This window comes from Alistipes indistinctus YIT 12060 (genome assembly GCF_025144995.1).
GTDB lineage: Bacteria > Bacteroidota > Bacteroidia > Bacteroidales > Rikenellaceae > Alistipes_A > Alistipes_A indistinctus.
Genome location: NZ_CP102250.1, coordinates 1,150,062 through 1,172,881, shown reverse-complemented (window position 1 = coordinate 1,172,881; position 22,820 = coordinate 1,150,062). Strand labels below are relative to the sequence as shown.

Annotated in this window: 17 protein-coding genes; 7 read left to right on the top strand and 10 right to left on the bottom strand. The window is 56.7% G+C overall.

The features are described from left to right. Positions 1-144: 144 nt before the first annotated feature. Positions 145-723 carry a rubrerythrin gene (gene rbr, locus NQ495_RS05025; protein WP_009134041.1) on the top strand — a complete coding sequence of 193 codons (579 nt, stop codon included), beginning with the start codon at positions 145-147 and terminating at the stop codon, positions 721-723. A gap of 172 nt (positions 724-895) precedes the next feature. On the opposite strand, the gene NQ495_RS05020 is transcribed toward rbr, so the two are convergent. The 5 genes from NQ495_RS05020 to NQ495_RS05000 form a co-directional block, all read right to left on the bottom strand. Beyond that, positions 896-2,047, bottom strand: coding sequence for an acyltransferase (locus NQ495_RS05020; RefSeq protein ID WP_009134042.1), 1,152 nt, complete (start codon positions 2,045-2,047; stop codon positions 896-898). Positions 2,048-2,114: 67 nt separating this feature from the next. Continuing rightward, positions 2,115-2,378, bottom strand: a complete 264-nt coding sequence (locus tag NQ495_RS05015; protein WP_232208909.1) for a hypothetical protein — start codon at positions 2,376-2,378, stop codon at positions 2,115-2,117. A gap of 187 nt (positions 2,379-2,565) precedes the next feature. Continuing rightward, positions 2,566-3,969: an amidophosphoribosyltransferase gene (locus tag NQ495_RS05010; protein ID WP_009134044.1), complete on the bottom strand. Its 1,404-nt coding sequence runs from the start codon at positions 3,967-3,969 to the stop codon at positions 2,566-2,568. A 167-nt stretch (positions 3,970-4,136) separates the two neighbouring features. Then, on the bottom strand, positions 4,137-5,315 hold the full coding sequence (gene uxuA / locus NQ495_RS05005; protein WP_009134045.1) for a mannonate dehydratase: 1,179 nt from the start codon (positions 5,313-5,315) through the stop codon (positions 4,137-4,139). A 117-nt stretch (positions 5,316-5,432) separates the two neighbouring features. Next, complete coding sequence (locus NQ495_RS05000) at positions 5,433-6,245, bottom strand: SDR family oxidoreductase (protein ID WP_009134046.1); 813 nt, start codon at positions 6,243-6,245, stop codon at positions 5,433-5,435. 302 nt (positions 6,246-6,547) lie between these two features. Here NQ495_RS05000 and NQ495_RS04995 point away from each other — a divergent pair, with 302 nt between their 5' ends. From NQ495_RS04995 to rhaM, 6 genes are all read left to right on the top strand, one after another. Next, the gene (locus NQ495_RS04995; protein WP_009134047.1) at positions 6,548-8,809 is read left to right on the top strand and encodes a family 78 glycoside hydrolase catalytic domain; all 2,262 of its coding nucleotides are present in this window, start codon (positions 6,548-6,550) and stop codon (positions 8,807-8,809) included. 196 nt (positions 8,810-9,005) lie between these two features. Further along, complete coding sequence (locus NQ495_RS04990) at positions 9,006-10,757, top strand: alpha-L-rhamnosidase-related protein (protein ID WP_009134048.1); 1,752 nt, start codon at positions 9,006-9,008, stop codon at positions 10,755-10,757. A 422-nt stretch (positions 10,758-11,179) separates the two neighbouring features. Then, positions 11,180-12,655: a rhamnulokinase gene (locus NQ495_RS04985; RefSeq protein WP_009134050.1), complete on the top strand. Its 1,476-nt coding sequence runs from the start codon at positions 11,180-11,182 to the stop codon at positions 12,653-12,655. A 147-nt stretch (positions 12,656-12,802) separates the two neighbouring features. Then, positions 12,803-14,056 carry an L-rhamnose isomerase gene (locus NQ495_RS04980; RefSeq protein WP_009134051.1) on the top strand — a complete coding sequence of 418 codons (1,254 nt, stop codon included), beginning with the start codon at positions 12,803-12,805 and terminating at the stop codon, positions 14,054-14,056. A 105-nt stretch (positions 14,057-14,161) separates the two neighbouring features. Further along, the gene (locus NQ495_RS04975) at positions 14,162-15,199 is read left to right on the top strand and encodes an L-rhamnose/proton symporter RhaT (protein ID WP_009134052.1); all 1,038 of its coding nucleotides are present in this window, start codon (positions 14,162-14,164) and stop codon (positions 15,197-15,199) included. Between the two features lie 23 nt (positions 15,200-15,222). Then, entirely contained in the window at positions 15,223-15,537 is a 315-nt protein-coding gene (rhaM, locus tag NQ495_RS04970) for an L-rhamnose mutarotase (RefSeq protein ID WP_009134053.1), read from the top strand. A gap of 311 nt (positions 15,538-15,848) precedes the next feature. Here the strand turns inward: rhaM and NQ495_RS04965 are convergent, their stop codons facing one another. The 5 genes from NQ495_RS04965 to NQ495_RS04945 all read right to left on the bottom strand — a co-directional run bounded on the left by NQ495_RS04965 (position 15,849) and on the right by NQ495_RS04945 (position 22,794). Continuing rightward, a complete protein-coding gene (locus tag NQ495_RS04965; RefSeq protein ID WP_009134055.1) occupies positions 15,849-16,568 on the bottom strand; it encodes a lipoate--protein ligase family protein in 720 nt (239 codons plus the stop codon). An 87-nt stretch (positions 16,569-16,655) separates the two neighbouring features. Continuing rightward, positions 16,656-17,960 (bottom strand): class II aldolase/adducin family protein, encoded by a 1,305-nt coding sequence (locus NQ495_RS04960; RefSeq protein ID WP_009134056.1) that lies wholly within the window; start codon positions 17,958-17,960, stop codon positions 16,656-16,658. 155 nt (positions 17,961-18,115) lie between these two features. After that, positions 18,116-19,393 (bottom strand): zinc-binding dehydrogenase, encoded by a 1,278-nt coding sequence (locus NQ495_RS04955; RefSeq protein WP_009134057.1) that lies wholly within the window; start codon positions 19,391-19,393, stop codon positions 18,116-18,118. 131 nt (positions 19,394-19,524) lie between these two features. Next, on the bottom strand, positions 19,525-21,486 hold the full coding sequence (locus NQ495_RS04950) for an SDR family NAD(P)-dependent oxidoreductase (protein ID WP_009134058.1): 1,962 nt from the start codon (positions 21,484-21,486) through the stop codon (positions 19,525-19,527). Between the two features lie 105 nt (positions 21,487-21,591). Then, on the bottom strand, positions 21,592-22,794 hold the full coding sequence (locus NQ495_RS04945) for a PHP domain-containing protein (RefSeq protein WP_009134059.1): 1,203 nt from the start codon (positions 22,792-22,794) through the stop codon (positions 21,592-21,594). Between the last annotated feature and the right edge of the window lie 26 nt (positions 22,795-22,820).

Genomic DNA, 22,820 nt, shown 5'->3' with positions numbered 1-22,820 from the left:
CGTCTGCGGGGTATCAGATATTTTTATTGGGGGATCGCAATTAACTATTGGAATAATTTGCGAATTCGCCGCAAACCCGTTTTCTTTGTATGGAAGAGAAGAAAAGGAACGAACCGCTGTCCAACCAACTAAAAAACTTGAGAAATGGGAAAAAGTGTAAAGGGAACCAAAACCGAACAGAACCTTTTGAAATCGTTTGCTGGCGAGTCGCAGGCGCGCACCCGCTATACTTTCTTTGCCAGCAAGGCCAAGAAGGAAGGATTCGAACAGATCGCAGGCGTATTTGCCGAGACTGCCGACCAGGAGAAGGAACATGCAGAACGTTTCTTCAAATTCCTCGAGGGCGGCATGTTGGAGATTACCGCCAGTTATCCCGCAGGTAAAATCGGCACGACGATGGAGAACCTGATCGAGGCTGCAGCCGGAGAGAACGAGGAGTGGAGCGAACTTTACCCGACGTTCGCCAAAGTGGCCGAAGAGGAAGGGTTCCCGGTGATTGCCGCCGTGTTCCGCAATATCGCTACCGTCGAGGAACAGCACGAAATCCGTTACCGCAAGCTGCTGGCCCATGTCGAGGCCGGCAACGTATTCTCGCGTGAGGAGGAGATCGAGTGGCAGTGCCGCAACTGCGGCTACGTACACAAGGGCAAGACCGCTCCCGAGAGCTGCCCGGCCTGTGCGCATCCCCAGGCTTACTTCGAGCCGATGAAGCACAACTATTAATGGTGATCCGCTCCGGCGGACACTGTGTAAAAAGGGGACAGGCATCAGCCTGTCCCCTTTTTACGTTGTTTTGTTTGTTGCAGGGATTGGCTTGTATTTAGGTGGACAGCATAATTGTCTGGCGACAGAGACTCTGTCGGGAAAACGATATGTGCCTGTTGTCCGATAATGTTTACCCGACGATATATTTTGCTTTGGGTAGTTTGTAAATCAGGAAGATGAGTGTCCAGGTGCAGCTGAAAACGATCGCTGCGGCTACCGGCACCCGTAGCGCTGCGGGGAGCCCCAGCGCTACGGTCGCCAGATAGGCCGGACCGATAAAGAAATAGTGGGCCAGGTAGATGCCCAGCCCGCATTTGGTCAGGTTTGCGAGCATGGCGACGATCCGCGGCGAGTGTATGCGCGCTTTTTGCACGAGCAGGAAGACGGCCGCGGTCATCATCACGACATTAATCGAACAGTAGGTGAAAAAGAGTTCGAAACCCGCTTCGGTCAGGTTCGGATCGGCAGTCATGAAACGGAAGCCTTTGAACGTGATCAGGAAGCCGATACTGAACATCGGAACGGTCAGCAGGGCGATTTTCCCTGTCGGCCAGTCGTTGCCTTTGCTCAACATATGACCCAGTAGCAGGTAGCCGTTGAATCCGGCGAAATAATAGAAAGTACCGAAGCCGTTCCACGAGCAAACGCCCAGCAGATTGGGCGAGATGAAATAGGTCGCGTAAGGGAGCAGCAGCGAAATACCCCACAGATAGAGGAACAGCCGCTTCGACTTGTCGGAAGCTGCGGTTACCCATGCTGAAAAGATCGGCATGTAGAGGTAAAGTCCGACCAACAGGTAGATATACCACATCGGGGTGGCGTAGACGGTAAAGGCGAGCGGAATCATGGCGACGTCCCGCAGCGCGTCTGAGAGCGAGGCCGACGGATCGGGTGCATACGGGAAAAAGTCGGTTACCAGGGCGGATGAACCGCCGACCCACTGGATGAACCACGGAGCGAGGTTAAATAATACCGACCAGATCAAAAATGGCCACAGAACGCGCGGTATGCGTTTTTTATAGAAGGCTCCGGCCTCTTGGCGGACCGGTAGCAGCAGCGCTCCGGTGATCATTACGAACAGCGGGACGCAGGCACGGACCGCGGCTCCCCATACTGCGCCCCAAAAGCCGATGTCAGGATTGCTGCGGGCTTCGGCCGAAGCGTTGAGCGGGTCGGTGCAGTGGCAGATCACGACCATCAGGATAGCGACCAACCGCATCACGTCGAGCCAGACGATATGGGGACGGCGGGTTGTCGAAAGGGTGGGGGCGGGTGCAGTCATGGCAGAGTAGTTTAGGCTGTGGTTTGGGAACTTACCGTGTCCGGTGCGGCTATTCCGGCCCGGAAGATTACATATCCTCGGTAGATTTCATGGGTTCCGTGCAGTCAGTGGGCCCGGCTGGTTTCGCAGATTCCGCCTGACCGGCGGATTCGGCCCGGGGCATGCGTTCGGAGTAGCTGGCCGGATGAACGGAAATGCCGAACATCACAGTCGTCGAATCGGTGTCGTTCCAGACCGAATGCGGAACGGGGCCTTCGACCAACAACGATTCATTCGCTCCGACGGTTTGCGTCCCGGCCGGGGTTTCCACACGTGCCCGGCCGCTGACCACGATGAACAAGTGGTCAGCGGATGGGTGTGCATTTGCGTTGGCCCTCCACCGCCCGGTTCGAGGTAAGCGATCGTCCCGCCGATAATTTCGCCGAAAGAATGTTCAGAGCCGTCTCCGGCAAAGAGTTGTTTTGCCAGAAAACCGGTGTGGCCGGCAGGGGGCCTGAATCCGTCCATCGTCCGTACGGCTATTCGTAGCTGCTGCCGTCGAAACAATGCGTGCAAATGCATTCCTTCGGCAATCCTATTGCTTTGACAAGGGTTTCGAGCGGATTGAATTTCAGGGAATTGACATTCATCTGCTGGCGGATGCTCTCGACCAGGTCGCAATATTGTTTGGAACCGGTGGTCGCGTACAGTTCGAGGTTCTTATTCGCGTCGCCCTCCATTTTCTGGATCATCCGGCGCGTAATCAGCTCCATTTCCGATTTCGAGGCGGTGAAGTTGAGGAACTTGCACGGATAGATCAACGGCGGGCAGCTGATGCGGATGTGTATCTCTTTGGCTCCGTAGTCGTACAGTTCGGCCACGTGGTCGCGGAGCTGCGTGCCGCGTACGATCGAATCGTCGCAGAAAACTACACGCTGGCCGCGCAGTAACGTTTTGTTCGGGATCAGTTTCATTTTGGCGACCAGTTCGCGCATCTGTTGGTTGGGCGGTGTGAAGCTGCGGGGCCAGGTCGGCGTATATTTGACGATACCGCGCTTGTAAGGAATGCGTTTGCCGGCGGCATAACCCAGCGCCATGCCGATGCCCGAGTCGGGAATACCCGAGACGAAATCGGCTTCGGTCTTGTCGCTTTTGCCCATCTCTACCCCGCAGTCGTAACGCATCTGGTCGACGTTGCGACCCTCGTATTCGCAAACCGGATAGCCGTAATACACCCACAGGAACGAACAGATTTGCATCTTGTCGCCCGGTTTGCGCAGTTGCGTGATACTGTCGGCGGTGACCAGCACGATCTCGCCCGGCCCGATGAAATAGTCGGTTTCGTAACCGAGGTTTGGGAATGCGCAGCTTTCGGAAGAGATGGCGTAACCGTCGCTGCCCTTGCCGATGACGATCGGCGTGCGGCCGTATTTGTCGCGTGCGGCGATGATGCCGCTTTCGGTGAGGATCAGCATCGAGCAGGAGCCTTTGATCTGGCGGAAAACGTTTTCGATGCCTTCGGTGAAGGTCTTGCCTTCGGCGATCAGCATCGAGACGAGTTCGGATTGGTTCGTGATGCCGTTGCTGTGCTCGCAAAAATGGTTGCCTTTGGCCAGCAGTTCCCGCTCGAGCGTGGGCAGGTTGGTGATCTTGGCCACCGTTACGATGGCGAATTTGCCCAGGTGGCAGTTCACGATGATCGGTTGTGCGTCTGTATCGCTGATTACGCCAATTCCCGAATAACCGGCGAAAGTGGGTAGTTCCGGCTCGAATTTCGTGCGGAAATAGGAGTTGGCGATGTTGTGGATCGCACGGGTGTAGACGCCGTCGTTGAGCGTTGCCATACCTGCGCGCTTGGTACCCATGTGCGAATTGTAGTCGATCCCGTAAAACAGGTCGGTTACGCACGATGTTTTTTTGATGGTTCCGAAGAATCCGCCCATATGCTGTGAAAAATTTTGATTGGTTCGATTGTCTGACAGAGGTTGCAAAGATAACAATTTATCTTTTCGGATGGATGCCCCGGATGAAGAAGCCGGGCGGATTCGGATACGATTTGAGTTCCGAATTCGCCCGGCGGTTCTGTAGCCTGTATGCGATGACTCTTTTGTTATTTCCCGTATAGGCTTCGGGCGATGCCCATTTCGAGTCCGCGCAGTTCGGCGAGGCCCCTGAGCCGCCCGATGCAGGAGTAACCCGGATTGGTCTTTTTCTTCAGGTCGTCGATCATTTGGTGGCCGTGATCGGGCCGTACCGGGATTGAGGTTTGCCGCCGTTGCTGAAGTGCGAGCAGCGCTTTCATCACGCCGTACATGTCTACATCGCCTTCGAGGTGGTTCGCCTCGAAGAAATTGCCTTCTGCGTCGCGCTGTGTGCTGCGCAGGTGCACGAAACCGACCCGGTCGCCGAACTCCTCCATCATCGCGGCCAGTTCGTTGTCCGAACGCACGCCGAACGAACCGGTGCAGAGGCACAGTCCGTTGGACTTATTGGGTACGGCGGCGATTAGTTTGCGGAAATCGTCGGCGGTGCTCAGAATCCGCGGCAGTCCCAGGATCGGGTAGGGCGGGTCGTCGGGGTGGATCACCAGTTCGGCTCCCACTTCATCGGCTACCGGAGCGATCTCTCTAAGGAAATGGATCAGGTTGGCCCGCAGCTTTTCGGCGTCGATATCCTTGTAGCGGTCGAGCGCCTCCTGGAACTGCGCTACCGTAAAACTCTCCTCTGAGCCGGGCAGCCCTGCGATCATGTTGCGGGTGAGCAGCTCTTTGTCTGCATCGCTCATTTCGGAATAGCGGCCCAGTGCCTTTCCTTTGTCCATGTCCGAATACTCTTTCTCAGCACCGGGACGCTTGAGGATGAACAGGTCGAAAGCCATGAAAGCCGCCCGTTCGAAACGCAGCGCCTTCGATCCGTCCGGCATCGTGTAGGCCAGGTCGGTACGCGTCCAGTCCAGTACCGGCATGAAGTTGTAGGTGATGCAGTAAATGCCGCACCGGGCAAGGTTGCGGATGCTCTGCTTGTAGTTGTCGATGTAGCGTTGGAAATCGCCCGTTTGCGTTTTGATGTGCTCGTGTACCGGCACGCTCTCGACAACGCTCCAGGTGAGCCCGGCGTCGGCTACCTCTTTTTTGCGCTTTGCGATCTCTTCGACCGTCCATACCTCCCCGTTGGGAATATGGTGGAGTGCTGTCACTACGTCGGTCGCACCCGCCTGGCGGATGTCGGCGAGGCTTACCGGATCATTGGGGCCGTACCAGCGCCACGATTGTTTGCATAGGTATGTCATAACGGATTATTTGCTGAGGTTAATGGATTTGCGCGGCAGTCCGCGGCATATCCCTAATGGTTTTGGGGTTGTCGTGTTGCCCGGATTCGCGCCGTGCGGAATGGTGTCCCGGGCCGATCAGATCGAGAAGGCGTCGAAACCGCCGTCGATCACGGTCATCGTGCCCGAAACGAATTTCGATGCGTCGCTCGCGAGCCATTGCAGCGTGCCGAGCAGCTCCGAAGGTTCGCCGAAACGGCCGTAAGGCGTGTGCGCGAGGATCGTTTTCGACCGTTCGGTATAACTTCCGTCCGGGTTCAGCAATAGCGTCCGGTTCTGCTCCGTGATGAAGAAGCCGGGCGCGATGGCGTTTACCCGCAGTCCGTCGCCGTATTTGGTGGCCAGTTCGCCGCACATGTATTTGGTAAAATTCGTCACCGCGGCTTTCGCCACGCCGTACCCGGCCACGCGCGTAAGCGGCCGGATCGCCGATTCCGACGAGATGTTGATGATCGATCCCTGCTTCTGCTCGATCATCGCCCGGGTGAAGGTCATGGTCGGCAGGATAATCCCGAACAGGTTCAGGTCGACGACCTTGCGGACGGCTTCGATGTCGAGGTCGAAAATCGTCTTGTCGGGGGCGATCGTCGCACCGGCCATGTTGCCGCCCGCTCCGTTGATCAGCACGTCGATCCGGCCGTAGCGGGCCATAATCTCGGTGTAGTTGCCTTCGAGTACCTGCTTGTCGAGCACATCGGTGTAAAGGAACATGACTTCGCCGCCTTCGGCCTTTACCTCCTCTTCCAGTCTGCGGCCCGCCTCTTCGTTACGGTCGAGGATCACCACTTTGGCGCCCTGTTCCGCAAAATGGTGCACCATCGAGGTGCCGAGTACACCGGCGGCTCCGGTGATGACGATTACCTTGTCTTGTACGCTGAACAGATTTTTCATGCTGTCTGATTTTAAATATTGTCGTTTTATCTGGTGTCGGTGTATTCATTCGGTATATTGACGGGACTGAAAACGATATCAAGATACCGGATGCTAAAGGTATCGATAATTTCCGAAACTCCTGCGTATAACCGGGAGCATCGTGCCGGAATTTTTGTTTTGCGGTTGGACAATGGGCCGAAGCGATGGGAGGGAGAGACCGGCAACCCCTTGCGGATCTTTTCGAATCGGAGGAAAGGATTTGCATGTTTGCCGAATGATGCGTTATTTTGTAGACTAACCGAACTAAAAACCGGAAACCGATGACCCGACTTTTGCTGCTCGCCCGCGCCTGTCTGCTGGGCCTGATGTGCGCCCCTGCGGCGCTGACCGCCGCCCCGCCCACCGGGCTGATGACCGACCTGATCGAGCACACCGACCGGGTGTGGATCAACGGCTATCCTACGCAGATGACCCTCGAAGAGGCCGCCCGGTCGATCGAGCCGGTGCAGATGGCGCTGATTTACAACCGGCGCCCGATGTTCAGCTGGATGCTCAATGACGTGCGCCCGGATGTCAAGCAGACTTTCGCACAAATACAGGTCGGCACGAGCCGCGAACAACTGAGCCGGTACCGGAGCGATATGTGGAACGCACGCTTCGAAAACAACGACAACTCCACTACGGTGATTTACGACGGCGAGCCGCTCAAACCCAATACTGTCTATTACTGGAAAGTGCGCACCGACAACAACAATGCGCAGCAGGACTGGTCCGAAATCCGGGCCTTCCGCACGGCCGATACGCTTTATGACTACAAAACGGCCTATTATCCGCAGGTCAAAAGCGACGAACGCCCCGTATCGGTCGAACGGTTGCCGGGCGGCGATCTGGCCGTCGATTTCGGCCGCGCTTCGTTCGGACAGTTGGTGCTGACCCTCGATGCGCAGCAGGCCGATACGATCATTGTCCGTATCGGCGAGGCGTTGCGTGACGGACGGCTTGACCGCAAGCCAGACGGAACGATCCGCTACCGTGAACACAAACTTGCGCTATTGCCGGGGCGCCATACTTACCGGATCAAAATCATGCCCGATACGCGCAACACGCGCAACACGCCGCCGTTGGCCGTTCCGATGCCGGAATACGTCGGCGAGGTGCTGCCGTTCCGCTACCTCGAGATCGAAGGATACAAGCACGATATCGCTCCTGCCGACATCGAACGGCAGACGGTACATTATCCGTTCAATGACTTTGCAGTGCATTTTACCAGTTCCGATACCGTGCTGAATCGGGTGTGGGAACTGTGCCGCTATTCGGTGAAGGCGACCTCTTTCGCCGGGATTTATGTCGACGGGGACCGCGAACGCATTCCCTATGAGGCCGACGCTCTGCTCAACCAATTGTGCCACTACTCGGTCGACCGTGAGTTTACCCTTGCACGCCGTTCGCACGAGTACCTGCTTAACCATGCCACCTGGCCGACCGAATGGATTTTGCAGTCGGTGCTGATCGCCTGGTACGATTATCTCTACACGGGCGATATCCGTTCGGCTGAGGCCAATTACTCGTTGCTGAAGAACAAAACGCTGTCGGCGCTTGAGGAAGAGGACGGACTGATTGTCGTGCTGAATAATCCGAAGGTCGATTCCGCACTGCGCGATTCGATCCGCCTGCCGCAGAACCAGAAACTGGACGACATCGTCGACTGGCCCCGCGGCGAGTTTACCTTCATGCCGAAAAATATCAGTCCCAACGTGTTCCACTATGCCAGCCTCGAGTTGATGGGCAAACTGGCGGGAGCTATGGGGAAAAAGGCCGACTCGGCGGCGTATGCATCGCAGGCCGCCCGTACGGCAGCGAGCATCAATAAGTATTTTTTCGATAAAAAAAGCGGGCTTTACCGCGACGGAATCGGTACCGACCATGTCTCGGTTTACAGCAATATGTTCCCGATCGTATTTTCGCTCGTGCCGCCGCAGTACCAGCCCCGTATCGCCGATTATCTCGTTTCGCGCGGGATGGATTGCAGCGTTTACGCGGCACAGTTCCTGCTCGATGCGCTCTACGATACGGGTAAGGCCGATGCGGCGTTCAAACTGCTGACCGCGACCGATTTGCGGAGTTGGTACAACATGATTCGCGCCGGTTCTACGATTACGATGGAGGCATGGGACATCCTTTTCAAGTACAATCAGGATTGGAATCACATCTGGGGTGCGGTGCCGGCCAATGTCATTCCCCGGAAACTGATGGGAATCGAACCCGTCGAGCCGGGATTCCGCCGCGCCCGCATTAAGCCGCAGCCGGGTCCGCTGCGTACGGCTTCGATTACGATGCCGACGATCCGCGGCGATGTCGGCGTCTCTTTCGACAACGCACCGGGGCGGTTCGTGCTCGAAGTGGCGATGCCGGTCAATATGGTGGGCGATGTCTATCTGCCGCTCTATTCGCAGGGACGTTTTACGCTGACGATGGACGGGAAGTCGTTGCCGGGCGTAAAGGCCGAGAACGGATTTGTCAAGGTGCCCGATGTCGGTTCCGGCAAACATGTTTTCGAATTGACCTTTGCTGCTGCCCGGTAGACTGCTGGCGAACCTTAGTCACATGTGAAATAGCCGTGCGGAGGAACATCCGCGAATCTCCGTGCGCGTACCGTTGCGGGGCGGGAAGAAAGTAAATAACGGGCATTCCGCTTCGTTAACCTCGTTCGGATCACTTCGGATTCAGAAATACCGGCTGCCCGACTGAGAAATTTAAGAAATTAAAATCAACCGACGAATGAAACCTATTCTGCTATCCCTGTTATTGTTATTTGCTGTGCCCGTGTGTGCGGCCCTGCCCCCCGTTTTTCCTGCGGAGGCGGTCGAAAAATCCCAGGCCGATCTGCGGACGACGACTTATCTTTCGCCTGTCCGGGTCATGTGGATTCAAAACGAAGAGCTGGTCGAGGGAGCGGACCATCTGCTCGCCAAGGGCAAGGGGCAGATGATCAATGCGCCTTATCCGCACTGCGTGATGACGAGCCGCGAGGGCAGGCGCCCGTCGCTGCTGCTCGATTTCGGACGGGAGATACAGGGTGGCGTTCAGATCGTGACAGCAGGCATTACGGGGCACAAGCCGGCCAGAGTGCGCGTCCGGCTGGGCGAGTCGGCCAGCGAGGCGATGTGCGAGATCACGCCCGAAAGCGGTGCGACGAACGACCATGCGATGCGCGACTATGTGATGTACCTGCCGTGGTACGGTGTGAGCGAAACCGGCAATTCGGGATTCCGTTTCGTGCGGATCGACCTGTTGGAAGACGATGTGGTGGTACCCGTACAGGAGATTCGCGCTAAATTTACCTACCGGGATATTCCTTACCTGGGCTCGTTCCGCTCGAGCGATACGCGCCTCGACAGCATTTGGATGACGGGAGCTTATACCGTACACCTCAATATGCAGGATTACCTGTGGGACGGGATCAAGCGCGACCGGCTCGTTTGGATGGGCGATGCACATCCGGAGCTCTGTACGATGCTGGCGGTTTTCGGCGACAACGAGGTGATGAAAAAGACGCTCGACCAGGCCCGCGACCAGACGCCGCTGCCGGGTTGGATGAACGGTATTTGCGCCTATTCGCTCTGGTGGGCTTTGATCCATCACGATTATTATATGTATACCGGAGACCTCGACTACCTGCGCGAGCAGCAGTCTTATATGAATGCGCTGTTCGATATGGCGGCCGGCATGGTCGATGGGCAGGGGCATGAGCACATGACCGGTGCGGGCCGCTTCCTCGACTGGCCGACCAGTCGCGACCGGAAGGCTGTCGATGCCGGATTGCATGCGCTGTTGCTGATGACTTTCGATGCCGGGATCCGGATGGCCGGTGCGCTGGGCGATACGGCGTTGGCTGCCAAATGTTCGTCGGCGGCGGAGCGGATGCGTAAGGTGACGCCTGATTACGCCACGACCAAACAGTCTGCGGCGCTGGCCGCTTTGGCCGGCCTTGTGCCTGCCCGGCAGGTGAACGAAGAGGTGCTTAAAAAGGGCGGGGTGGAAGGATTCTCGACTTTTTACGGCTATTATATGCTGCAGGCGAAGGCCAAAGCGGGCGATTATGCCGGTGCGATCGACAATATCGACACCTATTGGGGTGCGATGCTCGATCTGGGTGCGACCACTTTCTGGGAGGACTTCGATATCAAATGGCTCGACAATGCCGCACGTATCGACGAACTGGTGCCGGAAGGCAAAGTCGATGTGCACCGCAGTTACGGGGATTTCTGCTACAAAGGTTTCCGCCACAGCTTCTGCCACGGCTGGGCTTCGGGGCCGACAGCGTGGCTGAGCGAGCATGTGCTCGGGATTTCGATCGTCGAACCGGGTTGCAAAGCGGTGCGCGTACGGCCTCACCTGGGCGGCCTGCAATGGGCCGAAGGTACTTTTCCGACGCCGTACGGCGTGATCTCGGTGAGGCACGAACGGCAGGGGGACGGTACGGTGAAATCGAAAATTTCGGCACCCAAAGGGGTGAAAATCGTTCGTTGAAGCATGGACATCGGTTCCGTGGAGGCGTGCGGGCTTATGGAGTTGCGCGGGGGCGGTTTCCGGCGGTATGCGGAGTTGCGGGGCCTTGCCCTCAATCCGGACGAAGCGAATCGGTGATTTTGCCCAAAAATTACAGGGAGAATATCACAATTTGCAGGTGGCGGTTCCAAATAATGTGGTATATTTGTTCTGCTTCAACCGCTTCCGAGAGTAGTGGAAGGCGGTTGAAGCAGGCCCGTATTCGCTTTTTGCGTTGCCGGAGGGCGTTCCGGCGAATCCGTTTATCGCGCGGGATCACTTGTCCCGGAAGGCATTGGAGACGATCGGGCCAGAAGGTGTGAACTGAAAAACTACAGGTCCGTTGTTGCGGGGTATTTCCGTATCGCGAACTCCTTGCAGGCGGCATAAATCTGACTGAACCGATGGAACAAATCTCGTTTTTGGCTTTTGACCTGGGAGCGACCAGCGGCCGCTCGATTCTGGGCACGCTTCGCGACGGCAAATTGCAGATGAAGGAGCTGACCCGTTTCCCGAACCAGATTCTTGAACTGGGCGGACACTATTACTGGAATATCTTTTCGCTCTACGAACACCTCAAGGCCGGGATGATCGCCTGTGCGAAGGAGGGGGCGAAAATCACGTCGATCGGTATCGACACGTGGGGCGTCGACTTCGCGTTGATCGGTGAAGACGGCCAAATCCTGGGCATGCCCCTGGCATACCGAGACCTGCATACCACGGGGGCTCCCGAGGAATATTTTGCAAAGGTCATGCCGCGCAAGGAGGTCTACGACCTCACCGGTATTCAGGTGATGAATTTCAACAGCCTGTACCAGCTCTACGCGATGCAGCGCGACCATTCGTCGCCGCTGAAAGCCGCCGTCCGTGCGCTGTTCATGCCCGATGCGCTGAGTTATATGCTTACCGGCAAGATGGCGACCGAATACACGATCGCTTCGACATCCCAGATACTCAATCCGCGAACCAAGAAGATGGAGGCGAAGTTGCTCGAAAAGATGGGCGTCAAGGGTTCGCTGTTCGGCGAAGTGGTGCCTACGGGTACCGTGGTCGGTACGCTGACCGATGCATTGGCCGCAGAGACGGGGCTCGATAAGGTTCCGGTGGTGGCCGTGGCCGGTCACGATACCGCTTCGGCCGTAGCCGCCGTGCCCGCTTCCGATGAAAAGTTCGCGTACCTGAGTTCCGGCACCTGGTCGCTGATGGGCATTGAGGTGAAAGACCCGGTGATTACCGACGAGACCGCCGCGCTGAACATCACGAACGAAGGCGGAGTCGAGGGAACCACGCGTCTGCTGAAGAATATCACCGGGATGTGGATTCTGGAACAATGCATCAAGGAGTGGAAAAAGGAAGGTGCCGAATATTCCTACCCGGAGATCGTGAAAATGGCCGGGGAGGCGACCCCGTTCCGCTCGTTCATCGACCCGGACGATCCCTCTTTCGCGAATCCGCCCAGCATGGCGGCTGCGATCCGCAACTATTGTGCGGCGAGCGGGCAGCCCGTGCCGCAGACGCATGCCGAACTGATCCGCTGCATCTTCGAATCGCTGGCGCTCAAGTATAAAGATATCCTCGAGAAGTTCCGCGTGCTGGCCCCGTTCCCGATCGAAAAGCTTCACATCATCGGCGGAGGTTCGAAAAACCGGTTGCTCGACCAGTTTACCGCCAATGCCATCGGTATTCCGGTAGTGGCCGGCCCGTCGGAAGCGACGGCCATCGGCAACATCATGTTGCAGGCGCGCGCCGCAGGATGTGTCGGTTCGTTGCAGCAGATGCGCGATATGATCGCCAAGGTGGTCGAGACCGAGACTTTCACGCCGCAGGATACCGCTGCGTGGAACGAGGCTTATTACAAGATCAAACATTTGTTGAAATAGCCCCGCAGCAGGGGCGGACGCGACCGGATGTCGGCGCGGATACGGAACCGTGAGTTCCGGCGGAGGAGGGCAGTTTTATCCCTCTCCGGACATTCCGGTATTGGTTACACAGGAATTGCTCAATAAAAATCAACCATAAAACTGACTATGAAAGAAGCACAGATCATCAAGGCTTACGAGGCCGCCAAAGAGCGCTATGCACAGATCGGGATCGATACCGACGAGGCACTGAAGAAATTGCAGAATATCTCCCTCTCGCTGCACTGCTGGCAGACGGATGACGTAACCGGTTTCGAAAACCCGGACGGCCAACTTTCGGGCGGTATCCAGGCTACCGGTAACTATCCCGGCAAGGCCCGTAATATCGAGGAGGTACGCAAGGATATCGAGAAGGCCAAGAGCCTGATCCCCGGTTCGCACCGCCTGAGCATCCATGCCATCTACGGCGATTTCGGCGGCAAGAAGGTGGACCGCAACGAGATCGAGCCGAAACATTTCCAGAGCTGGATCGACTGGGCGAAAGCCAACGACATGAAGCTCGATTTCAACAGCACCAGCTTCTCGCATCCGCTCAGCGGCGACCAGTCGCTGTCGAGCCGCGACAAAGCCGTTCGCGATTTCTGGATCGAGCATACGATCCGCAGCCGTAAAATCGCCGACGAGATGGGTCGCCAGTTGAACGACAAAGCGTGCCACAACCTGTGGATTCACGACGGTTCCAAGGACCTGACCGTGGACCGTTACCTCTACCGTTCGCTGCTGAAAGATTCGCTGGATAAGATTTTCGCTACGAAATGCCCGAACGTGAAGGATGCCGTCGAATGCAAACTGTTCGGTACCGGCCTCGAGAGCTTTACCGTGGGTTCGCACGAATTCTACATGGGGTATGCGGTGAAAAACGGAATCATGGCTACCCTCGACATGGGCCACTTCCATCCGACCGAAGAGACCTATGATAAAATTTCGGCGATGTTGCTCTTCACGCCCGAGATCCTGTTGCATGTGAGCCGTCCGGTACGTTGGGACAGCGACCATGTGGTTATTCTCAACGACAGCGTACAGATGCTGGCGCAGGAGATCGTATGGGCCGACGCGCTGAACAAGGTAAACATCGGCCTCGACTATTTCGACGCTTCGATCAACCGCATCGGTGCCTATGTAATCGGCAGCCGCGCGACGCAGAAAGCCTTCCTGCAGGCGCTGCTCTCTCCGATCAAGCAACTGCGCGATTACGAGTCGTCGGGCCGCTTCTTCCAGCGCCTCGCACTGCTCGAAGAGTCGAAGAGCATGCCGTGGGCAGCCGTGTACGACTACTTCTGCCTGAAAAACAACGCTCCGGCAGCAGAGGATTACATCGCTACGATCGAGCAGTACGAAAAAGAGGTAACCTCGAAGCGTTAGTTCCTCTTATCGGACATATACCAAGAATGGTCGAAAGCGTTGTCCGGACGGATCAACGCTTTCGTCCTGTCTTACAACAAGGCTACCTAAACTAACTGAAAACTTATGGATAACCTACTTATCGGAATCTTGCTGATGACCATCGGGTCGTTTGCCGGGTCGAGCTATTACGCTCCCATCAACAAGATTAAAAACTGGTCGTGGGAGACTTACTGGATTTGCCAGGGCATCGTGTCGTGGATCATCCTGCCGTGGGCCTTCACACTTTATGCCGTACCTTTTTCCGCATTGGGAACGGTACTGACGGCCGCTCCTGCCAAATCCATGTTCCTGGCCGTTCTGTTCGGTGCGCTGTGGGGCATCGGCGGTCTTACCTGGGGCCTCAGCATGCGCTATCTGGGTATTTCGCTCGGACAGTCGATCTCTGCCGGATTCTGTGCCGCATTCGGTACGGTGATTCCGCCGATCGTGGCCGGGCAGAACCTCTTTACCACTCCCGGCGGTTGGGCGATGTTGGTCGGTGTGGCTATCTCGCTGGCCGGTATCGCGGTAATCGGCTATGCCGGATCGCTGCGTGACAAGGGACTGACCGAGGAGGAAAAGAAAGCCGCAGTCAAGGAATTCGCGTTGAAGAAGGGGCTGATCATTGCGATTTTCGCCGGTCTGATGAGCGCCTGCATGGCTTACGGCCTGGCCGCCGGCCAGCCTATCGCCGATGCGGCGATCGCCAATGGATGCTCGGCGCTGCTGTCGTTCAGCCCGGTGCACATTTTCGTGATGTTCGGCGGTTTCCTGACCAACTTCGTTTACTGCATCTACCTGTTCAGCAAGAATAAATCGCTGAAGGAGTTCCGCACTGTAGGCAGCTCCGTGCTGGTGCGTAACCTGCTCTTCTCGCTGTTGGGCGGGTCGCTGTGGTACATGCAGTTCCTGTTCCTGGGCATGGGCCAGAGCTTTATCTCCGGCAATGCGATACTGATGGCGTTCAGTTGGAGCATCCTCATGTCGCTGAACATCGTTTTCAGCAACTTCTGGGGAATCGTTCTCAAGGAGTGGAAAGGCAGTCGGGGCAAAACGATCGTGGTGCTGTGCTGCGGCCTGCTGCTGCTGATCTTCTCGGTTTTCTTCCCGTCGCTGTTTTAACTTAACCTAAAAGAGATACTACCATGCAAAGAAGTGCATTCAAAATGAAACTGAAACCCGGTTGCGAGGCCGAGTACCAGAAACGCCACAACGAAATCTGGCCCGAACTGGTCAAGATGTTGAAAGATTCCGGCGTATACGACTATTCGATCTTCTGGGACAAGGAGACGAATATTCTGTTTGCCGTGCAGAAAATCGAAGGCGAGCAAACCTCGCAGGATCTGGGACCGACCCCGATCGTGCAGAAATGGTGGGATTATATGGCCGATATCATGGAGACCAATCCGGATAACTCGCCCGTTTCGATTCCGCTCCCCGAACTGTTTTACATGGCGTAAAAATATCCAATAATAGAATAAAAACGGCATAAGCGACGTTCCTCTCATGTTTTACGGACGCATCTATGCAAGCGAAAAGGGCTTCCTGCGGGAAGCCTTTTTTGTGCCGGTATTTTGCGGAAGCACTTATTCGGTCAAACGTTCAAAGTTCTCTCTCAAATTAGTAGTAGTGAATTTGATATATGACGACCTATAACCGGAATTTCAACAGGTATCGGTGTATCCCGTGGGTAATATGCGCATTTACCGAAAAAAATAGGTCTGCAATTAATCTATCTGTGTCGGACCGGAAAACATGACACGGGAATCGATCATTCTCCGTGGTTATCCGCCTGCTGTTTCATACGTCGGATTCGCTCGATTTGAGCGATTCTTTCCGTTTCATTCGGTGAGATGGGGGAGTAACCGCTCAATCCGTAATATTGCAGCAGCAGCGCGCCGAACCGTTCCAGGAAGGCTTCCGTCGTTTCATCGCTATGCAGCAGTTCGGCGATGTTGGCGACGGGACTGGGTACCGAGGCCACGCCTTTGCCTCGCGCCGTGCGGTCGCCGCGCAGGGCCTGTTCGAGCATGTGCAGGTCGGTCCGGTGTAGCAGTGTGCCGTGGAAAAGCTGGCGGTTGCGTGTGACGTGCGAGGCAGTACCCGAAATCTTACGGCCTCCGGCCAGCAGTTCCTTCCGTTTGCCCGCTGTTGCTTCGACGCCCAAGACCTGCAGGAGGGTTACGACCGGCCTCAGGAAGTCGCGGTCCAGTACCGGTGAGGCCTCTTTGTTCGAGACGAACGCATAGTTGATGTTCCCCAGGTCGTGGTAAACGGCTCCGCCGCCCGACAGGCGCCGCACAACTTCAATTCCGTGCGCACGGCAGAAATCCCCGTCTATTTCGGCGGCAACGGTCTGGTTGCGCCCGAGAATTACCGACGGAGTATTCCGATACAATAACAGAACGTCGTCATGACGTTCTGTTACCATATATTCTTCCAGTGCGCAATTCCGCACCGGGGAGTGCCACGGACTGAGAATTAGTTTCATCGTTCCGGTAGAGAGTTTGAAAAAGCCCGGCCCGGTACGTCCGTTTTACCGGGTTTCCGCAGGCAGGGCTTTGATTTTTTGTGAGACTTATTCGCCTACGTGGAAAGCGATCCGCAGTTCTTCGATCTCTTTGTCGTTGATCGGTTTGAGTTTGCCGATCGGGGCGGCCATAATCAAAGATTTAGCGCTGAATTCGGCGACTTCCAAATGGTCGAACGTGTCGATCAGCTTCTTGCCCGTGATCAGTACCGAGTCGTTCGCCAATAACAGGCACGGATGCTTTTTGGTCATTTCGGGAATCGCCATCGGGTCTTCGTACTGGAGGCCGAACGGTACGATGGGTACATCCTGCAGCTGGATCCAGCTCTCGGGGATCGTGCGCACGTCGAACTTCACGCCCGAGGTGCAGAAACCCATCAGCGCGGGCGACTGCGTCAGGATGATCGAGTCGATGTGCGGGTTGCTCTGGTAGATGGCCTGGTGCATCGCGACCGAGCGGCTCGGGATTTTGCCGGCCTCGACCATGCCGTTTTTCACCTGCACGATATTTTCAGGTTCGATGTCCCAGCGGGGCACGCCCGGGGGGGTGATCAGGAAATCGTTGCCTCTCCAGCGTACCGATACGGTACCGTAAGTACTGATCATCAGTCCCTGGTCGCACGAACGACGCACGATGCGACAAATGTCGGTGCGGATGGCGCGCTCGTCCGACGGGTAAGTGACACCCATGAAGTGCGGATAATCGGTGGGCAGTGAAGCTTCGTGCTGGCCGATTTGTTCATCGGTCAGGTAGGTCGGATTGCCGAGCACTTTGGCGTTCAGTTCGGTACGGGCGCACAGCTCGAGGGTCTCGAAACGCTGGTAAGCGTCCATGAGGTCTTCCCCGCACAACACGACGCCGTGGTTCTCCATGATCACCGCTTTGTAGTCGGGGTGGTTGCGGAACTCGGCTGCGATCTTCTGGCCCAGTTCCTGGCTGCCGGGACATGCGTAAGGGGCAAACCCGATCTTGCCGCAAATACGGCGCGCCTGCGGGATAATGTTGGTATTGGGAATCTGGTGTGTGATGCTGAACGATACGAGTGCGGGCGGGTGCGCGTGGATAACCGAGCGCATTCCCGGGCGCATCTGGTAGATCGCCTTGTGGAACGGATACTCCGACGAGGGTTTGTGCGGACCGACGATCGTACCGTCCGCTTTCACGCAGATGATGTCCCGTTCGGTGAGCGATCCCTTGTCGATCGCACTCGGGGTGATCCACATATCGCCGTTGTCGTCCATGATCGAGACGTTTCCGCCCGAGGTGGTCGTCATGCCACTGCGATAGATGCGGCCGATGATCACCTTGATCTGTTCGGCAGGGTGCATCAACTTGGTGTCTAACTGTTTCATAACCTAACCTAATTGTTTGTTTGTTGTCCGACCCAGCGCCGGACGTTATCTGTTTTTCAACTCTGGGTCTATTGGCCGGAAACGGGGCCGGTTGCCCGGCCCGTTCCAAGCCTTCGTGTCAGGTCTGTCGATGCACTGGGGTTGCCGCAGCCGGTTTAAGCCAGCTGGGCGGCATGTGCGAGGAGGTACTCCTCGGCTTCCGTGTTCCACAGACCCTTGTGGCGTGCGCAGATTTTATCCAACTCTGCGTACACAGGGTTCTTTTCACCCAACTTCCCGAAATTCACGATCGGTGTCAGCGGCATTTCGATGTGGGTATATATCAATTTCTTCCCGCCCGGAATATTGGGCAGGTTCAACGTCGTGTCGATCACGGCGTTCAGGCCTCCGACGTGCGTTACCAGCCCGGCCGGGTCGAGCCCTGCGCTCATCATTTCGAGCGCTTCGATCATATCGGCCGTATTGCCGCCGCTCGTACCCACGACGTGCGTGTAGGCATAGTGCACGTTGTAGAAGTTGAACGGGGCCTTGAAGTCGGTCTTGGCCGGGCCTGCGAAGAAGTTCAGGCATCCGTCGAACGCCAGGATCGCGTCTGCCTGTTCCACTACCGGCACCACCGGGGCGAAGACGAACACGTCGTTATAACCTTTGCCGCCCGTGAGCGCTTTCAGTTCGGCGGTCGGGTCGGCCATTGCGCCGGTGTTCACGTATTTCAGCTCGATACCGTTCTTGGCGGCCTCTTCGGGCGAATAGAGCGATGCGGCGCGGTCGAGACGGCTCTGGTCGATATCGGTCACGACGATCAGCCTCGGCTTGCGGTCTTTGCGATGGATCGCGTAGTTGATCGCGGCGAGGCCCATCGGTCCCACGCCGGCCAGAATGGCCATGCAACCGCCTTCGGCGATCTCCATCTGGTGCACGTACGAGCCGGGCGTGATGTGGTAATTGGCGTGCATCGCCCCGATTACGCACGAGAGCGGTTCGGAGAGCGCACCGGGGTAAAAGCCTTTGCCCGTATAGTTGAGCAGGCAACCTTGTTCCATCACTTCGTTGGGGATTACCACGTAGGTGGCGTCGCCGCCGATATAACGGTACGAATAGCCCGGGGCGCTCAATACGCCGACCGGCCCTTTTTCGTAATTGAGTGCGGGTTGGATCGAAAATTTAGCTCCGGGAGTGAATTTCTCTTTCCACTTGGCGCCCACTTCGACGATCTCACCGGCGAACTCGTGGCCGATGATGACCGGATTTTGGGCGATGTCGCGCGGAACGCGTTTGTGGATGTCCGCCTCGTGGGAGGCTTTGTAGGAGGACATGCAAATACTGTCGCACACTACTTTCGCGAGGATCTCATCCTCTTTGATTTGCGGCAGCTCGAACTCCTCCAGCCGGAGGTCGTTCTTGCCATATAGTCTGACTGCTTTCGTTTTCATGATCGCTCGTTTTAACGATACTTGCCGCTTTCGGCTGCAAATATACGCATTATAAAATTTGTCCCGCAAAAAACTCGCCTAAAAATATCGAACTTCCTGCGGGACATTGTTTTATGCTGATTCCGCGCAGGTTAGCTCAACATCACCTGGCCGCCCGTCACCGGGAGCGCCTGTCCCGTTTCACACGTCTGGTCGATCAGGTAGAGGACCGCTTTGGTCACATCTTCGGGGCCGGTGCCTTTGCGCATCGGTACCTGCGCCATGTAGAAGGCGCGCACGTCCTCGACGGTCTTTGCTCCCGGCACCTTGCCGGCATGCAGGTATTGCAGGAAAAGCCCGTTCTCGGGATTGCTCCACAGCGGCCCTTCGTAGAAGTTACCGGGGCAGACGGCGTTCACTTTGATACGGAACGGCGCCAGCTCGAGGGCGAACGATTGCGTGAGGCCGATACCGCCGAATTTGCCGCCCGCATAGGCGAAGTTGGCTTTCGACCCCCGCAGGCCCGACTTCGAGTTGATCTGGATGATGTCGCAGTAATTTTCTTCGCAGTATTTGTTCTGCAGTTTCATCACCCGTGACGCGGCCTGGGCGCAGTAGAAATAGGCGTTGTAATTGATCTTGGTGACGAACTCGAAGTTTTCGGGCGTCATCTCCTCGAGGCCTCCGGCGCGCAGTACCCCTGCATTGCTGATGAATACGTCGAGTCCGCCGAATGCGCAGACCGTTTTGTGGATCAGCTCGCGCAGGCTCGCCGTGTCGGCTACGTTCGTCTTGACGAAGATCGCCCGGTTGCTTTTGGCCAGCGCGTTGAGGTTCTCGGCGGTTTTGGCGCCGACCGCCTCGTTCAGGTCGGCCACCACGATGTTGGCCCCCTGCTGGATCAGGCAGCGTGCGATCCCCTCGCCGAAACCCTGTGCGGCCCCGGTGACGATGATCGTCTTGTTCTCGACGCGCCCTGCGGTTGCCCCCGCGCTCACTTTGCGGCGGTAGTTTTCCACCTCCCAGTTGTCGATAAAATCGATCTGGGTCTGGGTCATCGGATGCTCGCCGCCGAACGACTGGGCCAGGTAGGCGATCTTCATCATGTCCTGGTAAACCTCGGCGATGATGTTACAGCCTGCGGCGTTGTCGCCTACGGCCACCAGCCCGATTCCTTTGATCAGAATCACTTTCGGGGCGTAACCGTATTTTGCCTTATAGGCTTCGATCTCCTTTCGGGCCGTTTCGAGAATAGCCTCGGTGCCTTCGCTGTCGATATAGATGTAGTTCGATTTGCAATAGACGATGATGTCGGGCGAGAAGGGTTTCGAAATCTTTGCGAAGCGTTCTTTCGACTCGATGAAATAGGAGATCAACTCGTTATTAATGACCTTGAGCGTTTTGAGTCCCTCTTTACTGCTTGCCATCATGCGGATGGCCGGGATGATCTCCTGCGTGCAGGCGCAAATATCGGCCTCGCCCACCGGTGCGGTCTTGGTCAGCGCTTTTTCGATCTTGCCGAGCACTTCGTCGTAAATAGCCTGTATCTTCTCGGTCGATTCGGCCCCGACGAAGATACCGTGGTTCTGGAGCAGGATGATCGCAGGTTCGTGGCCGTGCGCTTGGGTATATTCCCGGATGCGGCGTTCCACCTCTTTGAAAAGGATGTAGCCCGGATCGATATAGGGAATATAGAGCGCTTCGTCGCCGAAGAGTTTCTTGGTCACCTGTTCCACATCTTGCGCACACATCAGCCCGTTGACGAGCGTCGGGTGCAGGTGGACGATGAAACTTGCGCTCAGCGCATTGTGCAGCGACGTTTCGACGCTCGGGCGGCGATCCTTCGTGATGCAGGCGGCGGCCAGGTCGTTTTTGACCTCTTCTTCGCGCGCGGCCGTATCCGCGGGATATTGCTTTTGAGAAATGACGTTCAGTTTGTTGCGGTCGAGTACCGCAAACCCCTCTTCGGTGATCGTCGCGAGCGCGTGCCCGCTGGCTTTCACCCACAGCTTGTCAGCATTTTTGTAAGAGGTATTGCCTCCGCCGGCGATCACATAGCGGCTGTCGGAGCCGTAGAACTGCGATATGCGGATTAACTGTTTTATCTCGTTCATGGTTTTGCATTTAGTCTGGTGATGGAATCCCGGAGGCGATGCACTGGTAAGGTAGAAGGGGACCTCGTTATTTTTCTTTTCCCTTCACAGTGCGGGCGCTACGGATCAGCCGATCACCGCTTTGATTACTTTGTCTCCGTAAGCGACGTATTCGTCACGCTTGTCTATGTCGGCCACGCCGCGGCTGTCTACATAGCCCTGCATACCGCTCTGGACGATATCCTGGTGTGCGGCCACGACACAGGCTCCTTCGTAGCCTATCTGCCGCAGGCGCGGGGTCAGCGGTACGCCGCCGCGCGCGAAGAGCTCGATCGGTTCCATCGCCGGGGTGTTGTGTTCGCTGCCGAACGTGACGACGAAGCCGCTGTCGTGCAGGTAACCGGCATAGCGTTCCAACACCTCGATGCTGTTGCGCGTGGTGATGAATTCGACCGAGAAGATACCGCGTTTTTTGAGTTCGGCAGCGGTCGTCCGCACATCTGCCTCGAACTGCGTGAAATTGCCGTTGGCGTCATCGGCCAGGAAGGGGTAGGTCGGAATACCGCCTGCCGCGAGGATGATTTTGCGCACGTCCTCCATCGGCAGGAATGCCGCCGGGGTTTCGGCCACGAAAGCCGCTCCTCCCGATTTGAGCAGGTTGCCGCGGATTTCATTCTCGACGCCCGCCACGTTGGACAGTTTCGATTTGAGCGGCTTGCCGCCGAAGAGTTTCGTGAAAAAAGCCGTCAGCGTCTCCTGGTTCTCTTCGCCGAACGTTTCATAGGCCTTCATGCGCAGCGCTTTGGCCAAGTGCCTTTCGCGGATAGAACCGCCCGTCAGGTTCTTCTCGATCCATTCGAAATCGAGGACGATGCCCGTCTGCTGCTCGGCGAGCAGTTCGTTGAGCTTCGCGCACATTTGTTTCACCTGCTCATGCGTCTCGGCGCACACGCGTGCCAGTTGCGAGGCATACGGCTCGGGCAGTACGGGCGGGCAAGCCAGTCCTTTGCCGCTGAGGTAGGTGCGGCCCGGGTTGTTCGGGTCGTTGACCCGTACGCCGGCTTCTTGGTCGGCCTTGTGCAGGCTGATGAATTCGATGTTGAACAGCGGATAGAGTTTACGCTTGCGGCACTCCCGGTCCCACTCCCCGTAGCCTGCGGTCGTGTAAAAGTCGTTGATGCCGACTACCTTGACGTTTTCCGCCACAGCCCGGTTGAGGGCGTCGGTCAGTGTGTCGAAAGCGCTGAAGGAGTAAGGTGTGTGGAGGTGGGCGTTGACGCTCACCTCCTGTACCTTATGCTTGGAATTGGATTGACAGAATTCGCACATGGTTCATTGCTTGGTTACTAATCGGA

What these genes read in the sequence shown, in the direction of transcription:
- rbr (WP_009134041.1), top strand. Translation starts at nt 145, where the DNA reads ATGGGAAAAAGTGTAAAGGGAACCAAAACCGAACAGAACCTTTTGAAA.
- NQ495_RS05020 (WP_009134042.1), bottom strand. Translation starts at nt 2,047, where the DNA reads ATGACTGCACCCGCCCCCACCCTTTCGACAACCCGCCGTCCCCATATC.
- NQ495_RS05010 (WP_009134044.1), bottom strand. Translation starts at nt 3,969, where the DNA reads ATGGGCGGATTCTTCGGAACCATCAAAAAAACATCGTGCGTAACCGAC.
- uxuA (WP_009134045.1), bottom strand. Translation starts at nt 5,315, where the DNA reads ATGACATACCTATGCAAACAATCGTGGCGCTGGTACGGCCCCAATGAT.
- NQ495_RS05000 (WP_009134046.1), bottom strand. Translation starts at nt 6,245, where the DNA reads ATGAAAAATCTGTTCAGCGTACAAGACAAGGTAATCGTCATCACCGGA.
- NQ495_RS04995 (WP_009134047.1), top strand. Translation starts at nt 6,548, where the DNA reads ATGACCCGACTTTTGCTGCTCGCCCGCGCCTGTCTGCTGGGCCTGATG.
- NQ495_RS04990 (WP_009134048.1), top strand. Translation starts at nt 9,006, where the DNA reads ATGAAACCTATTCTGCTATCCCTGTTATTGTTATTTGCTGTGCCCGTG.
- NQ495_RS04985 (WP_009134050.1), top strand. Translation starts at nt 11,180, where the DNA reads ATGGAACAAATCTCGTTTTTGGCTTTTGACCTGGGAGCGACCAGCGGC.
- NQ495_RS04980 (WP_009134051.1), top strand. Translation starts at nt 12,803, where the DNA reads ATGAAAGAAGCACAGATCATCAAGGCTTACGAGGCCGCCAAAGAGCGC.
- NQ495_RS04975 (WP_009134052.1), top strand. Translation starts at nt 14,162, where the DNA reads ATGGATAACCTACTTATCGGAATCTTGCTGATGACCATCGGGTCGTTT.
- rhaM (WP_009134053.1), top strand. Translation starts at nt 15,223, where the DNA reads ATGCAAAGAAGTGCATTCAAAATGAAACTGAAACCCGGTTGCGAGGCC.
- NQ495_RS04965 (WP_009134055.1), bottom strand. Translation starts at nt 16,568, where the DNA reads ATGAAACTAATTCTCAGTCCGTGGCACTCCCCGGTGCGGAATTGCGCA.
- NQ495_RS04960 (WP_009134056.1), bottom strand. Translation starts at nt 17,960, where the DNA reads ATGAAACAGTTAGACACCAAGTTGATGCACCCTGCCGAACAGATCAAG.
- NQ495_RS04955 (WP_009134057.1), bottom strand. Translation starts at nt 19,393, where the DNA reads ATGAAAACGAAAGCAGTCAGACTATATGGCAAGAACGACCTCCGGCTG.
- NQ495_RS04950 (WP_009134058.1), bottom strand. Translation starts at nt 21,486, where the DNA reads ATGAACGAGATAAAACAGTTAATCCGCATATCGCAGTTCTACGGCTCC.
- NQ495_RS04945 (WP_009134059.1), bottom strand. Translation starts at nt 22,794, where the DNA reads ATGTGCGAATTCTGTCAATCCAATTCCAAGCATAAGGTACAGGAGGTG.